10 protein-coding genes are annotated in these 15,265 nt (G+C 60.4%); 1 reads left to right on the top strand and 9 read right to left on the bottom strand.

The features are described from left to right. Window positions 1–123 precede the first annotated feature (123 nt). From CURSPS6_RS04765 to CURSPS6_RS04775, 3 genes are all read right to left on the bottom strand, one after another. Window positions 124–1,578: a UvrD-helicase domain-containing protein gene (locus tag CURSPS6_RS04765; protein ID WP_051687638.1), complete on the bottom strand. Its 1,455-nt coding sequence runs from the start codon at window positions 1,576–1,578 to the stop codon at window positions 124–126. Further along, window positions 1,571–3,316 (bottom strand): ATP-dependent nuclease, encoded by a 1,746-nt coding sequence (locus CURSPS6_RS04770; RefSeq protein WP_030014516.1) that lies wholly within the window; start codon window positions 3,314–3,316, stop codon window positions 1,571–1,573. Before CURSPS6_RS04770 ends, CURSPS6_RS04765 begins: the two co-directional genes overlap by 8 nt. A 202-nt stretch (window positions 3,317–3,518) precedes the next feature. Beyond that, window positions 3,519–3,860 (bottom strand): hypothetical protein, encoded by a 342-nt coding sequence (locus tag CURSPS6_RS04775; RefSeq protein ID WP_030014518.1) that lies wholly within the window; start codon window positions 3,858–3,860, stop codon window positions 3,519–3,521. A gap of 121 nt (window positions 3,861–3,981) precedes the next feature. Here CURSPS6_RS04775 and CURSPS6_RS12940 point away from each other — a divergent pair, with 121 nt between their 5' ends. Beyond that, window positions 3,982–4,206, top strand: coding sequence for a helix-turn-helix domain-containing protein (locus CURSPS6_RS12940; protein ID WP_030014520.1), 225 nt, complete (start codon window positions 3,982–3,984; stop codon window positions 4,204–4,206). A gap of 175 nt (window positions 4,207–4,381) precedes the next feature. Here the strand turns inward: CURSPS6_RS12940 and CURSPS6_RS04785 are convergent, their stop codons facing one another. From CURSPS6_RS04785 to CURSPS6_RS04810, 6 genes are read right to left on the bottom strand one after another with little or no spacing between them, the layout of a single operon-like run. Beyond that, complete coding sequence (locus tag CURSPS6_RS04785; RefSeq protein WP_030014521.1) at window positions 4,382–6,136, bottom strand: ATP-dependent nuclease; 1,755 nt, start codon at window positions 6,134–6,136, stop codon at window positions 4,382–4,384. Between the two features lie 6 nt (window positions 6,137–6,142). Further along, a complete protein-coding gene (locus tag CURSPS6_RS04790; protein WP_030014522.1) occupies window positions 6,143–9,226 on the bottom strand; it encodes a type III restriction-modification system endonuclease in 3,084 nt (1,027 codons plus the stop codon). A 4-nt stretch (window positions 9,227–9,230) separates the two neighbouring features. Next, a complete protein-coding gene (locus tag CURSPS6_RS04795; protein WP_051687639.1) occupies window positions 9,231–11,060 on the bottom strand; it encodes a site-specific DNA-methyltransferase in 1,830 nt (609 codons plus the stop codon). Window positions 11,061–11,062: 2 nt separating this feature from the next. Then, window positions 11,063–11,743 (bottom strand): DUF4391 domain-containing protein, encoded by a 681-nt coding sequence (locus CURSPS6_RS04800; RefSeq protein WP_030014524.1) that lies wholly within the window; start codon window positions 11,741–11,743, stop codon window positions 11,063–11,065. Beyond that, window positions 11,736–15,008 (bottom strand): helicase-related protein, encoded by a 3,273-nt coding sequence (locus tag CURSPS6_RS04805; RefSeq protein ID WP_030014526.1) that lies wholly within the window; start codon window positions 15,006–15,008, stop codon window positions 11,736–11,738. The genes CURSPS6_RS04800 and CURSPS6_RS04805 overlap by 8 nt, the downstream gene beginning before the upstream one ends. Then, entirely contained in the window at window positions 15,009–15,212 is a 204-nt protein-coding gene (locus tag CURSPS6_RS04810) for a helix-turn-helix domain-containing protein (RefSeq protein WP_035810200.1), read from the bottom strand. It lies immediately after the preceding gene. Window positions 15,213–15,265: the final 53 nt, after the last annotated feature.

Raw genomic sequence — 15,265 nt, forward strand, 5'->3', positions numbered from 1 at the left:
CTACACACTATTGATACGTTCACGCACAGCGACTCGAGTCCGCTGTCGACTGGTGACTCAATGGGGACTCGACTCGCACTCGGAGTCCGACTGGGCCGGATGCGTTGATTCCGCCACCCGCTGCTACTCGTATCTGAGCTGGAGGCGAGGACTTCTACCAATCACCGTAACCGACTTCCGGGCCCTGCTCAGCGCAACGTAGAGCTGCCTTGGGTCGGTGAAGTTCTGGACGTTCGCGATAATCACGTGGTCGAACTCCAGCCCTTTCACTAGCAGGGTCCTGGAGGCGATCCGCCTGCGCTCACCTCGCCCACCGTGTCGTAGCCGGTCACGGACGACCGCCAACGCCTCCTGCGGGGACGTCCCATCTTCGACACCCCTAGCAACTGCCCGGAACGTGTCGTCCCAGGCCTCTTGCCTGTAGAGCGTTAGCCCGGGCGTTGCCCGGATTGCGACAGCCGACATGCATAGCTGCCCATATGTCGGCCGGGTGACGAGGTCGTCGAGGGCAGCCTGGACCGGCAGCAACCCCTTCCGCTTGAGGTCGGAGACGGTCCGCCCCTTCTCAAGCCGTCCTTGTACAGTGCCGTCCAGACCAGCCAAGCCAACGAAACAGCTCTTGGCCATGAGAGCAAGCCATAAGGCCAGTTGCAAGTCCTCCTCGCCAGGGAGATCAGCGAGCTGCTTGGACATGAACCGGCCTGCCACGTCCTCCATCACAGCGTAGGAGCCGCCAAGTCGGCTGGCGTGTTTGGCAACTTGAGGTGACAACTTGTCGAGGAGGAGGACTGACTCCCCGGTTCTCAAGAGTCCGTTCGCCGCCTTGTTGACGACCTGTACAGCAGTATTGAAGTCAGACTGCCTCCACTCAAGCCCTGCGACCGAGTATTTCGAGAAGTCAAACGAGCCTCCATCGACCAGGGATGGCCGAATTTCGAGCAGCCACTGCCCAAGGCCGACGTTGTGGTCGCGCCAGCGCTGCGGCACGTGCGGGACGATCTTGGTCGGGTAGTGCCGCACGACATGGGTGTCCCAGTCCATCAGCGGGCGCTTCTTGTCGAAGCCGAAGATGGCCTGCAAACGGTCACCCAGGATGACCGTTCGAGATATAGCTTCGGAAATCTCAACTATAAGCTCGTGCTGGTCAACCGTGCAGTCCTGGTACTCATCTACAAAGAGGCAGCCGAAGCTTATGGCGTGTACTTGGCGAACCGCGGCGGTCTTCGCCACCAGAACTGCGCCCTTGACATACTCCTGAGAGTTTTCCCAGTTGGGGATTCCAGGGACGCTAATTCCAGCGATGCCCGGGTACGACCGTGAGAGTGTAAACGCCCAACTCGTGATCGTTTCGACCCGCACCATGCTTGATGGGACGTCAAAACGGCTCAGGCGTCTGCGGATCGCATCCACACCCGCGTTTGTGTGTGTTAGGACGAGCGACCTCTCACCTTGCTGAGCCGACGTGGCGACGCAGGCCGCCAGGAGCTCCGTCTTCCCTGTCCCGGCGGGCATCTCCAGCGAGCATGGCGCTTCGGCTACTACCTCTGCAGCCAGCCTGCTCAGCTCGTCGCTACCCATCTGTATCAGTGGGCTCCGGGGCCTCAGAAATCGGCGATGCTCCGTACGCGAACGTCCTGATCTGGTCGAGTCGGGCGAACACGGCTGCAAGATTCGGTGAGGTGCGCCGTTCCAACAGCCATTCCCCGAGCGCACGCCCGGAGTCCACGTCCTTAAACCAGCCGCGCTTGCTCGCCGCAAGCGCTACAACGTCGCGAACATCCTCGATGCTTTGGGTCCCGAGCCATTCCGCCACCACCAGGTCCCCGACCTGCGCTCGACCCCGACTGTTGATGTCATCAAGCACGGTGCTCTCGGCACCACGATGGCTCACGCCAAGAGAGACAAATTCTTGGAGTTCGTCAGTATCGAGCTGGGCGCAGATCTGAGACTCGATGCAGCGCTTCTCTTCCCAACGAATAACCGTAGCGCCCGCTCGTTCGGCCTTGGTCACGTGCGGGTCGGCAGTGCGGACGTCGTTGTCAATCAGGGCCAGTACTGAACACCCGAGTGGAGCCATGGCCTCTGCTCGGTTGGCGGCCTTCTCGCCACCGTTGCCATCCTGAATAGCCAACCCTTCGCCAGCCGAGGTTGTATGCCCTGTTGCGTTGCGCTCCCGGTCCCAAGCATCGAAGCAGGCGGCCAAGACGCCATGTTCAGTCTTGCCCTCCCCGATAACCACCTTGCGAGCCAGCAGAGACGACGGAGCGGCTCGCCGGAGCGCCCTCATTACTCCGTCCGCATCGCCGAGCGAGGTGATCTTCACCGCGCCGTTCGATGTCTGGACCGCCGACAGGCTCTCGATCGGAGCCTGCTCGACCACCACTGGCGAGTGCGTGGTCACGAAGACTTGCGAGTACGGATCACTGTCCAGATAATTGAGCAACCGAACAGCCCGATGTGGTTCAAGCCCACTCTCCAGCTCATCGATCACAGCGATCGCCCGCTCACCAGCCGCCATTTGCTGTACAGCCAGGCTCACCAAGCGGCGACTACCCAGACCGTAGGCCGTCAGCGGAACGACACCTTCGTAAAGCGCCAAGTTGGCCCCCATACCGGAACGTGAGGCGTCAAGGCCAGCCCTAACAGCCTTGAAGTCGCTACTCCCGACCTCGTTGGCGTGGTGCTGCACCTCCTTGACTAGATCGTTCAACGCAGAGCTTTCATGCCCGCTGAGCGCCTCACGGGCGGCACGCTCGGCGGCCGACAGGGCTTCCCTCGCCGCGCCGTCCTTGGCCGACATACGCCCGAGAGCGGACGAACGCGTCCAGCGCAACTGTGCATCAGTTCGGTCATCGACCCGAAAGGTTGAGAACTCGCGCCGCTGGCTGGAGGTGATGTTGCGCCCATCGCCGTTCGCCCGGACGACCTCCCACAATGGCTCGAGCGACTCATCCACGGTCAGACGAACCACGAGGCACAGCTCACGGCCATCCTCCGGCTCCTGATGAATCTGGCCGTCCACTGCCAGCCCGCTCTGCCAGAAACCGAATGTGTTGTCCTTGAGTAGCGGCGCAGGGACGTCAGTCAGCACGGCTTGAATCCTAATCGGATCCGAGGGGTCGACTCCGTAAAAATCGACATCAGAGAACGAGACGCTCCAGCGGTCGCCCAGCAACAAATATATCGCCTCAAGGATCGAGGACTTTCCGCTGTCTCCCGGACCGATAAGGGTGATCAGGCGTTGGCCGACCGGCAGTATCCAGTCGAGCTTCTTGATGCCACGAAAATTCTCGATGCTGAATTGACGGATTCTCATAGCCGCAACCTGGTCTCCCCCACGCCCGTCACTGAGGCAAATTGTTTGCTGTCCTTAGGTCTCCAACACAACCATAGCCTTGCGGTCGGACATTACTGTCGTGCTATGCCGGACACGTTGAAGACCACCCTACCGATCCTGGGCATCAGCGTCGCTGGCCGTCCTTGAGACAATCACCCATAGACGACAGTCGTGGCCACCTCTAGATCGTTGTGCCAGCAATCCTGCCATTCCTCCGCTTCGATTCACGTTCCAAGAGGTGTTCGAGGAAGACGTTGCGGATAGCGACTTTCTGCTCGACCGTCAACGGCGGTGCCGACGCACGGATCCTTCGGACATGCTCCTCGTGAGCAGTCCATCCGAACGCATCGTTTAAGGCAGAGACCCGGATCAAGGTCTCGATGACCGGGCGACCGTCGCGGCCGCTCACCTCGTCAATGCGTGCTGGAAGGCTCCCCTGCCGAATGCGTCGCCAGATGCTCTGGGTACTGCAGTGGTGCCGTTTGGCAGCAGCGGCGACATCGATCCATTCGCCTTCGGGCATCGGGCCTCCCCTACATCTTTGGAACATCTGGACACGGATTCGATCGCTGTTACGACTCGGAGATTCGTATGTGACTCATAGTCCGTGGACTCATTGTCAGCGTAGCGGAATCGTTTGATATATGAATAACCTGGCGCACCGAATCGCTTTCGGAGAACACCTCCGGGAGCTGCGCCATGCTAGAGGATGGACGTCCCAAGAGGCCTTTGCGCACCATGTTGGCCTCGACCGGACATACATCAGTGGGCTCGAGCGATCGCGTCGGAACCCGACCCTCGACGTCATCGTGAAACTCGCTCACGGGCTTGCGGTGAGGCCGGCCGAACTGCTCGCGACTGTCGAGTGAGATTCGTCGATCGCCGCTCTGCCTCGCCGCCGTGGAGCCCTAGACAGCCCTCCAAGACGGCGAAGATGGGCACGTCGTCAGCATCAGGGGGAGAGTCCGACACAGACCTGGCAATTAGGGTATAGGAAATGATCTGAGGTGCCCAGTCTCGATCTTCCAGAAGCGTGGCAGCGAGTCAGGGTTGCTGGCGCGCATCCTTGGCCATCTTCGGAAGCTCACTCCGGAGTCCTTTGTACGAGTACGGCAGGCTCGTCGACTTCAGGCCAGTCAAGACGGGGAGCAACGTCTCCTGACGCTTGATGACCTTCGACTTCGCAGTGAGCAAATGCAGCTCCGTTCGATCAGCGGCGGGGAGGTTCAACCGCTCAAATAGACGCCTCCTCGTCTCCTGCGCGACAACGAGATCAATCTCCATCGCGTAACGGAAGCAGAAGAACCCAACCTCACGGAGGCTGGCCATCGCCTGCTGATGATTGCCTACGAGCTGCCCGACCACCTTGTTGTGGTCCGCGGTTTCCGGGAAAAGGGCCGACAGCAGCGAGTCAGCCTTGGCTTCGGCTCTGTACTGCGGGTACCCCCTTGAGTCGAGACTAGTCTTGCGCTCCCCGCTCTTGTACGGGAGGAAGTAGTCCTTATCGACGACAAACGCGCTCGCGATGCCGAGTTCGCGCAGGATGTGGAACATGTGGGGTATCTGAGCCACGCCGTCGAGCGCGACCACGCTCATTCCCAACTCGACTGGGTCGGCCCCGGCCTCCTGCAACAGAGTCAGGATCACCGCGGAATCGACGGGGCTCTCTGTCACAGTCACGAAGTCAGCAAAAATGAACTCGGAGTTCCGCCGCCGGTGGAACTTGTAGTACGCGTCGCGATCCAACTTGTGCTGCGTGAAGAAGCTGGACGGAATCTGCCGGATCTGCGCTTCCAGCCCACGAGACTTACCCTTGATTCGACGGCACAGGACAACCTGCTCGTGGTCAAGGGAATCAACGACCGTCGGCGAGTGCGTGGTGAACAAGACCTGAAGCCCCAGGCCCATGATCCTGTTAATGAGTGCCCGCTGAGCCTGCGGATGCAGGTTCTGTTCGGGTTCTTCCATACCAAGAACGAACGTCTTGCTTTGCAGCTCGGCGAGGTATGCGTACAGCGCGAAGATCGCCATACTCTGGGTCCCACTTCCGCTGTCAGCCAACGGGATTGACTGTCCACCTTCGTTGACGCTTAGCGCAAGATTTGTCAGGAGCAACTTGTAATCAGGCTGAGACGAGTAACTCAGTGCGAAGCTGAACGGACCATCGGCGGGCGCGACCTTACGGAGTTGCTTCTCGAAACCAGACAGGGAATTCTTCTGCAGTTGACCGCCGAGCTTCGCCACCTGTGGGCTTACACGGTCCCGCTGCCTATTCGACGTAACCCACTCATCGACCGCACGCTCCAGGAGCCCGGTTGCGGGGTCATGTGCAACGGCGTGGTCGCGACGAGTAGGGATCAATGCGTAGGCAACTTGCTTGCGAAGCGCTTCATGGAATCCCGGCACTGCGGACTGCCACTTGCCACCCTCGAACACGTTCCACACAGGCTGTTTTCGGAACTTGAGCTGGGCACGCAATTTGTCGCTCCTTGACTCCAACCGCGGGAGGGCAGGGTCGCTCGACAGCCCTTCGATCGTCACCTCAATCACGGACTGCGCCGTGCGGCTGTACGCGTGGTTTCCGTTCTCGAAGTCCGCCTTCTCATCGTCGAAGTTGAAGAACGCGTTGAGCGCCCGAAGAATCGACGACTTTCCCGAGCCGTTCTGCCCGACGAGAGCAACCGTATCGCCGAGTTCTATGTCGGCGGAGCTAATAGCCCGGAATTTCTCGATCTTGAGCCGCGTGATTCGAACGTTCCCGGGCTGCTCTATACGAGCAGGCGATGTTGCAGCGGTCAACCGACGTCACGCCCCCACAAGCTGAAGCAACGAGTCGTACGAGTCGACAACGTCGTACTTCACCGCCTCGTTCTCGGCCTTCGCGCTGACCGAGGCGAAGAATTTGCGGGCGCATTCGATCTTGGCGTTCTCCACGCCCTTAAGCTGGAGGGTCGACATCGATCCTTTGGTCTCAGCGATGAAGTAGACATGCTTGATCTGCGTCACATCGTCACGGAAGGCGATAGCCCAATCCGGGTTGTAGTCACCAACAGGGGTAGGGATGAAGAACCCGCGCGGCAGTTTCGAGTAGACGACGACCTCGTCGCTGATGTCGAGCTTCTCGACGAACGACCGCTCGACCTTGGACTCTGTAACAACGTACTCGTAGACGCTCTTGTTCAGCTTGTCGCCCGCCTTCGAGAGATCCTGGGCGGCCTGGCTCTCGGTAAAGATCGAGGAGTCGTACCTATGGTCGAGCGGATCGTAACTGAGGTGCTCGACGATGACGGTCGCCTTCTGTTCGTTGATGAGCCGGGCGGCCTCGGTGATGAACTGCTCGGGATTCTGTTTGAACTTCGCAAACGTGCCAGGGTTGATGCCGGTGAGGATCGCCGCACAAGTTCGGCGTGTGAGTTGCGTTTTCTCGGCAACCTCCCCGAGCAAGTCATACTTCACCATCGAGCCCGCGGACACGGCCGAGTGCTCGACCTTGGTCTCGGACACTTTGAAGCCGGTGCGCTCTTCGAGTTGCTCGACCTCGAGACCGACAACCTGTTTGCCGGCCTCGACGAGGTACTGCATGACGGTGACGTTGAGCGACATGTCGAGCACGCGGATGCAGTTTGTGATCAGCTCGGCCGAGTCGAACTCGACCTGGTAGACGGCCTTATGGTTGATGCGTCTCCACAGCTCCTGGAACTCGCGCTTCTTGAAGTTAGCCTCGTTGAAGGGGATCTTCTTCGGCTTGCGGCCGTCGGTCGGCTTCGGTACGTCGAGGTACAGCGCATCGACAAGCGGCCAAACGAAGTCGATGATTGGCTTCAGCGCTTCTGACGTTGGCGGGGCGAGCGTCCCGCCGGCACGGGCGTCCTTGTATGCCTGGGTGACCAGGCCATCGTCGTCAATGTAGTCGTGACGGATCAGGTGATTGTATAGCGCCTGCGCGATCGCCTTTTCAACGGCGCTCGTCGATCCGTCGCCGAACGTGAGATCCTTGCCGACGAAGTACTCGACGCTCGCAGTGCGTGGCCGGGCTGACAACGACTCGACAATCTCCTTCTGCAGCTCGGTGACGAATTCGGTGTAGGACTCGTCGGTGACGACCGTCAGCTCGTTGATGTCGTGCACGGTGACGGGGTTATCCATCCGCGCGCCGTGCTGGTCGACCGCCAGGCGTAGGCCGCGCCCGATCTCCTGCCGCCTCGTAGTGGTGTTGTCGCTCTTCTTGAGCATGCCCATCACGAACACGTTTGGATTATCCCAGCCTTCGCGCAGCGCCGAGTGCGACCAGATGAACCGCACTGGTTCCTCGAACGACAACAGCTTCTCCTTGTCCTTGAGAATCAAGTCGTATGCATCGACGTCGTCCGACTGGCCCGCGAAGTCTCCGCGCGCCGCGATCTTCCCATCGACGAACCGCCTGGTCTTCTTGTCGACTGAGAAATACCCCTCATGGGTCGAGCGCACCGGGATCGCCTCGACGTGCTTGCGGTACCGGGCGGCGGCCTCGTCGAGGTCGAGCTGCCCAAGGTAGTCAGCCAGGACGGCCTCGTACTCCTGTTCGAACACCAGCGCATACTCGCCGAGGGTGTCCTCGCGGTCGTAGTCACGGTACTTGGCAACCTCGTCGATGAAGAACAATGAGAGCGCTTTGATGCCCTGTGCGAACAGCTCGCGTTCCTTGTCCAGGTGTGCGCGGATGACCTCGCGGATCTGGATGCGGCGCTTCTGATCCTCCGCCACATCTTCGGTCACCTCACCCGCACCGATCATGTGGCCATTGCTCAGCTCGATGATGTCGCGGTTCGCATCGACATCACGGATGAACAGACCCTTGTACGCCTCGATTCCGCCGGATATGTCATGCAGGTTCATGCCCTGGCTCAGCCGCTTCACCTGCCGCTTGATCCCCTGCGCGGTCTGCACCTGCAACTCGACGCGCGCCTTCGGGAAGTCTGCACCCTTGCCGACCTCCAGCCCGTCAACGTACAGGTAAGCGGTGCTGCCAGCTAGGTGGTTGACGGTGATGCCACGCACCGCAATCTTCTTCACGAGTTTCTGGTTGTAGGCATCCACAGCGTCGAGCCGATGCACCTTAGTGCGCTCGATCTTGTGAGTGGCTGAGTACCGCAACGCGAACAGTGCGTTGAACCGGGCAAGTGCCGCTAGCGACTTCGACGGCTTCTTCGCGTCGCCTTCAATCTTCTGTGGCTCGTCGATGATCAGAATCGGACGGTTCGCAGCAATCACGTCGATCGGTCGGCGTGACTGAAAGTCGTCAAGCTCCTCATAAATCCGGCGCGCATCCTTGCCTGTAGCGTTGAACGCCTGGGTGTTGATGATCATAACCTGGACGCCGGCGTCGGACGAGAATCGCTCCACCTCATGCAGCCGTGACGAGTTGTATACGAAGGTACGGGGTTTGGTGCCGTAGAGCTGCTGGAAGTGGTCGGCGGTGATGTCGAACGACTTCTTCACGCCCTCGCGGATCGCGATCGATGGCACAACTACGATGTACTTCGACCACCCGTACCGTTTATGCAGTTCCATGATCGTCTTGATGTAGACGTACGTCTTGCCTGTTCCCGTCTCCATCTCGATGTCGAGATTGATCGGGGCCGCCGACTTCTTAACTGGATCCTTCAGGTCCTTCGACAGCTCCAGCCCTCGCGCCTGCTGCACCCCGCGCACGTTCGTCAGGAGCTGCGGCGGCGTCAGCGCGATCTCGGCGTTGCGCAGACCCGCGTCTTCGAGCAGGGACGCCGCGGCGTCCTTGCCAGGGTCGATGCGGTACTTCACTCCGTCGGCAAACGGCTGTCCCGCAAACGCACCGACCACGGCATCGACGGCTTTCGTCTGATACTGCTGAACCTTGAACTGAAGCTTCATCAGGTCAGATCGTCCTTACTTGTGTCGCGGGTGATACCTCACGGAAGATCTGCTCGGCGTTGATACGCGCGGCGTCGCTTGCGAACCCTGCGTCGAGAAACACGGCACGGAGTGGGTGGCGTCTGGCGATCTCCGCCACTACTGCGCCGGTGACCTCATTCGAAAGGCATGCAATCAAAGCGTCGTCGGCGACCGAAACAATGCGCTGACCTGCGGCCTCCTCGACCGCGATTGGCTCGGCGAGATCGAGCCCCCAGTCGAGGAGTACCTGGAAGAGAAGGTCTTCGTCAGTGCGGTCGGGCTTCACGCTGTCGATCCCTCCCAGGAGGTCTCCCTGAGCGAGGGCATCCGCGGGGGCGAAAGTCTCCAACATATTTGTTGAGTCGACGCGAAGCGCTCTGAGTCCAGTGTCTGCGTCGGCAGCCGCGTAACGGGTTCCAGCCTTCTTCAGGCGGTCGCGTGTGATCGCAGCGATCGATGTGCCTTCTCTCCCTGCGATCCGCTCAGGCAACTGGACGAGGATGAAGCGGCGATTACCACCATCCGCAGCGTTCACGGAGAAGATCGCCTGCCCAGTGGTCCCGGAGCCGGCAAAGAAGTCCATCACGATGTCTCCGTCACCAGTGACCCAGCCGATGATCCGTGAGAGGAGCGCAACACTCTTTTCAGTGTCGAATTCGTCGGTCTCATTGCCACTCAGCGTGAGGTCCATCCAGTTGTCACTAAGCAGCTTTCCCCCGCTCGGCGGCACGTAGTATTGAACTACGTTCTCGGTGTTCAGTCTGATGAAGTTGAGTTTCACGTTGGTAGCGGCAAGGTGGTTGAGGTAATAGTCGTCCAAGCTGGTGCTGTCGGATTGCTCCGCCAGATAGGTCTCGTAATTTTGGGCGGCCTGCTTCGTACGGCCTTCCTCCCAGCGCCACTGCCCCGAAGCTGGAGTAGACCCAAAGAGTTCGTACCGCATCGTGGGACGGTCTGTTCCACGCCAGAAGGTGTCCCACTTCCCTGGCTTGGACTCCACGTGGGCGAGGGATAACTTCGGCAGGCGGACGGCTTCGCTGCGCGCATAAAGCAGCACATACTCGTGCCCCTGCGATAGCGCGCTGACGTCTTCGAACTGAGCCTGGACGTTCTTGATCCCGCGGCGAACGGCAATCGTGTTCTTGTGGCTGCCCGCGCCAAATATCTCGTCGCAGATCTTGATCACGTTGTGCACCTCGTGGGCGTCAATGCTGATAAAGATCAGACCGTCCTCGGCTAGGAGGTTCCTTGCCAGCTTCAGCCGCGGATACATCATGCTGAGCCAGTTGGAGTGGTACCGGCCCGCTGAGTCTGGATTCGCAGTCAAGCGGTAACCGGAGTCTGTCGCCTGACCGGATCGTTCCAGGTAGTCAGCCGTCGACTCTGCAAAGTCATCCTCGTAGACGAAGTCGTTGCCCGTGTTGTAAGGCGGGTCGATGTAGATCAGCTTGACCTTGCCGAGATACGACTCCTGGAGCAATTTGAGCGCCTCCAGGTTGTCTCCCTCAATGAATAGATTTCTTGTCGTGTCGAAGTCGACCGACTCATCGCGGACCGGGCGTAAGGTCCTGGCGATCGGCGTGTTCGCAGCGAACGCGGCAGCGCGCTTGCCGGGCCAGTCGAGCTGGTAGCGCTCTTGCGGCCCCTCGACGATGTGGTCGGAGAGTTCCTGGCGGAGTATGTCGAAATCAACGGCACGGACGGGCTTGCCGTTAGCGTCGAAGGCCTCGGTCACGACGCTAGGAAACAACTCCGCTACCGCATCAACATTGCGCTGGGTGAGGTCCGTCGAGTGCATCTTCAACTTGTCCACGGTCATTCCTTCTTGCTCGGTACTGAGTTGGTCAGCTCGGTGAGCGCTGCGGCGCGTTCCTTGAGCTGGCTGCGGAGTTCAAACTTGCGGTTGAGCTGTGGTTCGGTGCGCAGCTTCTTCTCCAGCGCGTCGATCTCGCGCTGGATCTTTCGGGCGCGGTCCAGTCTGTTGGCTGCCTCCGAAACTGTCTCCCCGGCCCACGTTTCCAACGGCAACAAGGCACTGAGGATCGCCTCGTAGAGGCTCGGCAGATCGAGTGCCGTGGGCAATTGACGGCGTGGCGAGCCGGTGGGCTGCCAGTCGGTGGTGAAGTACGTGCCGATCGTCGGAGTCTTGCCGTGAAGCGACTTGTGAGCAGCGACGGTGCGTACCCGGTCGCGGCTCGCCACCTCGAAGATCATCGGGAAGTGCACGGTCTTGTCGATGGCTGTGAGCACGTCGTCGGAGACATCCGCCCCCTTGGTCTCGACCACAAAGACCTGGATCTCGGGCACGGCCGTCGTACCACGCAGTCGGATGGTGTCGTCGGCAAGCTTGTAGGCCCATGTGATGCTCTGGATGTCATCGACGAACTTCTCGCGCAGAGCGGTGCGTACCTTGCCGCGCTCGTAGAACTTTGACTTCGGCACCGCACGTCCGAACGCTGCGTTCTGAGGCCAGCGGAACAGGACGGACTCACCCATTGGAAGGCTCCTCGACGACCGCGAGGAACGCGATTAGCTCGAAGTCGTCGAGCCCGGCGATGACCTGCACGAGGGCGGTGGTGTGGCCTGGTCTGAAGAGGCTGTCGACGTCACGTTCCTCGGTGACATCGATCATGGAGCGGATCGCCTCGGTGAGCAGGTGGCTGTACTGGCCCATGTCTGCCCCGTCACGGGTGGCGTCGTTGAATACGCGGCACACGTCCCACGCGGGTTCGTCGCGGTTGCGGCAACCTGCACGGACCAAGTCGAGCAGCTGCTTGACCTCGGTATGATCGCCGATCACTCGGCCCTCGTCATCGAGGTAGACGAGATAGTGCGGATGTAGCCGGTTGCCGCGATTGATGTGCTCGTCGGAGTTGATGTTTCTCAGCACGAACAGTGCGCCGGGCTTCAAGCCTCTGCCCCGGTCAGCGGGTACGACCGCGTGCAGGCCCTTGGGGGTGCCGGCCAGGTCGCCGTACTCCTTGATGTAGCCGAGCAGATCCATGCGGAAGTCGTTCAGGCCGAGGTCGGTGATCGAGACGCCGGTGCGGACGTCTTCGAGTTCGATAACCTCGTCCTGGAGCTTGCGGAGCTGTTCTTTGCGGAACGCGGCGTCACTGGCATCAGGGTCAAGGATGTTGTCGTCGCCGGTGCCGCCGAGGTTGGCGGCGACCATGCGGTTCTCAACGCGCTCCTTGAGGTTGATGTATTCGTCGAGTGAGATGTCGGGCCAGAAGTTCACGAGCTGAACGCGCTCGTTGGTCGAGCCGATGCGGTCGATGCGACCAAACCGCTGGATGATCCGCACTGGGTTCCAGTGGATGTCGTAGTTGACCAGGAAATCGCAGTCTTGGAGGTTCTGGCCCTCGCTTATACAGTCGGTGCCGATCAGTACATCGATCTCGAATTTCTCTTTCGGCATGACTATGTGCCGCTGCTTCGAGCGCGGCGAGAACAGGGTCAGGATCTGCTGGAGCCCGTAGCCCTTTCCGACCGTGGTGGACGGGTTTCCTTGGCCGGTGACGAGGGCGGCGTCGTAACCGTGCTGCTTGAGGGCCGGGGCGAGGTTCTTGTAAAGGTACTCGGCGGTGTCAGCGAAAGCGGAGAAGATCAGCACCTTGCGGTTGCCGGGATTCAGCGGCTGGGCGAACTTGCCCGCGATCAGGTCGCGAAGCGCGCCGAGTTTCGAATCGCGCTCGGGGGTGATGCCGCCGATCGAGGCGAGGAGCTGCTGTATAACCTTGCCGTCGTTCACGAGGGCGCGGCTCCATGACTCGACGTCCATGTCGGCCAATTCGATCTGCACCTTGCGGCCGACCGTGCCGCTGGCGGGGAACTCCAAGTCGTCATCGTCAGCGTCGATGTCAGTGATCGCGGAGACGACATCGGCGATGTTTGCCGCGTGGTTGTCGACGGCCTCCATCGCCTCGGTGACCGTGCCTTTCAACCGGCTCAGGGTGAGCCGGAACGCCTCGACGCTGGACTCCAAGCGCTTGAGCAAGTTCACCGTCATGAGCTTGCGGATGCCCTGCTCGCGGCTGCCAGCACCTAGGTTCGCCGTCTCCCCGCCCATGTAGTTCTGGCCCGAGCCCGCGCCGTAGAGCTGCTCGTACTTGTCGCGGCGGCTAGGGAACACATACGCCAGCGGCGTGTACACGGCGAGACTGAGGAGCTGGAGTTGCTCGAATATCTCGTTAAATGTCGGCGCATCCACCAGATCGGTCAGGGGTGGGCTCAGCGACTCGGGCTTCAGCCGCTCGGGGAACGCACCGATATCGGTGGTGTCGTAGAACGCCTGAATATGCTTACGCGAGCGGGCGATGGTAACCGCGTCGAGCAACTCGAAGAAGTCAAAGTCCAGCCGGGTGAGGATCGCGTCAGTCGTGCGGTCCTCCGCAGGCAGGTCACTCCACTCGTTGAAGACGCGCTGGGCCTGCCGGAAGACCTCCTCGATTGAGGTCTGTATGTTCAGCTTCGCGGCGAGCTGTGCCGAGTCGCCCTCATAAGCCAAGGCGAGCTGGTTACGCAGGTCGTTGAAGCGGTTGTTCACCGGCGTCGCCGAGAGCATTAGCACCTTGGTCTTCACGCCCTCGCGAATGACCTTGCGCATGAGGCGCTGGTATCGGGTCTCGCGCTCCTGGACGTAGCCGGCGTTCCGGAAGTTGTGCGACTCGTCGATGATGACCAGGTCGTAGTTGCCCCAGTTGATCAGGTCCAGCCGCTTGCCCAGCGACTCGCCGCGGTCGCGCGATAGGTCAGTGTGGGCGAGCACGTCGTAGTTGAAGCGGTCCTTGGCGAAGATGTTCGTCGTGTAGTTCGAGTTGTAGTTCGTCCAGTTGTCGGCGAGCTTCTTCGGCGCGAGCACGAGCACTGACTTGTTGCGCAGCTCGTAGTACTTGATCACCGCCAGTGCAGTGAACGTCTTACCCAGGCCGACGCTGTCGGCGAGGATACAGCCGTTGTAGGTCTCCAGCTTGTTGATCGCGCCAGTCGCGGCGTCCTTCTGGAAGTTGTACAGCGCCTTCCAGACCTCGGTGTCCTGGTAGCCAGTCAGGTCGTTGGGAAGGACGTCCTCGCTGATGTCGTCGAGGAACTCGCTGAACAGGTTGTAAAGGATCAGGAAGTACACCCGCTGTGGGGAGTTTTCCGCATACACGCTGGCGATATGATCACTCACCACGTCGGTTACATCGTCAAGCTGGTCGGGGCTATGCCAGATCTGGTCGAAGAGCTGGATGTACTGCTGCGTGAACGACGCGTCATCGATCTTGTGCACCATGTTTGACACCGCCGGCCCCCGCTCATAGCCGAGATCGGCAGTAGTGAAGCCCTGGAGAGGCGCATACGCGGCGGTGTCATCGACCACGGCAAACGACTGCATCGGCGCACCCGTGTGGTTCGACCGGAAAGTGACCTTCTGCCGCACCCACTCCGCACACTCTCGTGCAATGGCGCGCTGGGTGAGCTTGTTACGCAGGCGAATTTCGAACTCGGTGCCATACAGTGCAGAATCCCGGCTCGAATCTTTCGGGATGAAGAACTGCCGCTTCTCCGGCGCAGACTTGTCAGTCGCCTTCGTCGTCGTAAACGACGGCGCGGTGAAGACAAACTCCAATTCCTTGATCGACTGAAGCTCATCCTTCAGCGCCTCGAACGCGAAGATCGAGAACGTCGACGCAGCGATGCGCAGCCTCGATCCGGGCTTGATCGACGCTTTGAGATCGTCGCCGAGAATCTCATTGAGGTTGTCGATAATACGCATTCAGGAGTCACCACACTTCTGCTCGCCCTCAGGCGCAGCCTCGCCACTGCGGACCCACTCGTCAACCTCGCTGGTCTGGAACTTCCAGAGCCGACCGACGCGGTGTGCGGGCATCGCTTTGCCGGCGATCCAGTCGTAGACGGTGTCCTTCGTGATGCCCAGGTGGGCGGCGATCTCCTTAGCAGACAGCCAGGGTTCGGCCACGTAGGTGCACCTCCTGGGATCGGGCGCGCGTGGTGCGCACAATCGCACCTTAT

The sequence above is a fragment of the Curtobacterium sp. S6 genome, assembly GCF_000710345.2.
Classification (GTDB): Bacteria; Actinomycetota; Actinomycetes; order Actinomycetales; family Micrococcaceae; genus Rothia.

Bases quoted from the DNA above. Each gene is read 5' to 3' on its own strand.
- CURSPS6_RS04765 (WP_051687638.1), bottom strand. From the start codon at position 1,578: ATGGGTAGCGACGAGCTGAGCAGGCTGGCTGCAGAGGTAGTAGCCGAA.
- CURSPS6_RS04770 (WP_030014516.1), bottom strand. From the start codon at position 3,316: ATGAGAATCCGTCAATTCAGCATCGAGAATTTTCGTGGCATCAAGAAG.
- CURSPS6_RS04775 (WP_030014518.1), bottom strand. From the start codon at position 3,860: ATGCCCGAAGGCGAATGGATCGATGTCGCCGCTGCTGCCAAACGGCAC.
- CURSPS6_RS12940 (WP_030014520.1), top strand. From the start codon at position 3,982: ATGAATAACCTGGCGCACCGAATCGCTTTCGGAGAACACCTCCGGGAG.
- CURSPS6_RS04790 (WP_030014522.1), bottom strand. From the start codon at position 9,226: ATGAAGCTTCAGTTCAAGGTTCAGCAGTATCAGACGAAAGCCGTCGAT.
- CURSPS6_RS04800 (WP_030014524.1), bottom strand. From the start codon at position 11,743: ATGGGTGAGTCCGTCCTGTTCCGCTGGCCTCAGAACGCAGCGTTCGGA.
- CURSPS6_RS04805 (WP_030014526.1), bottom strand. From the start codon at position 15,008: ATGCGTATTATCGACAACCTCAATGAGATTCTCGGCGACGATCTCAAA.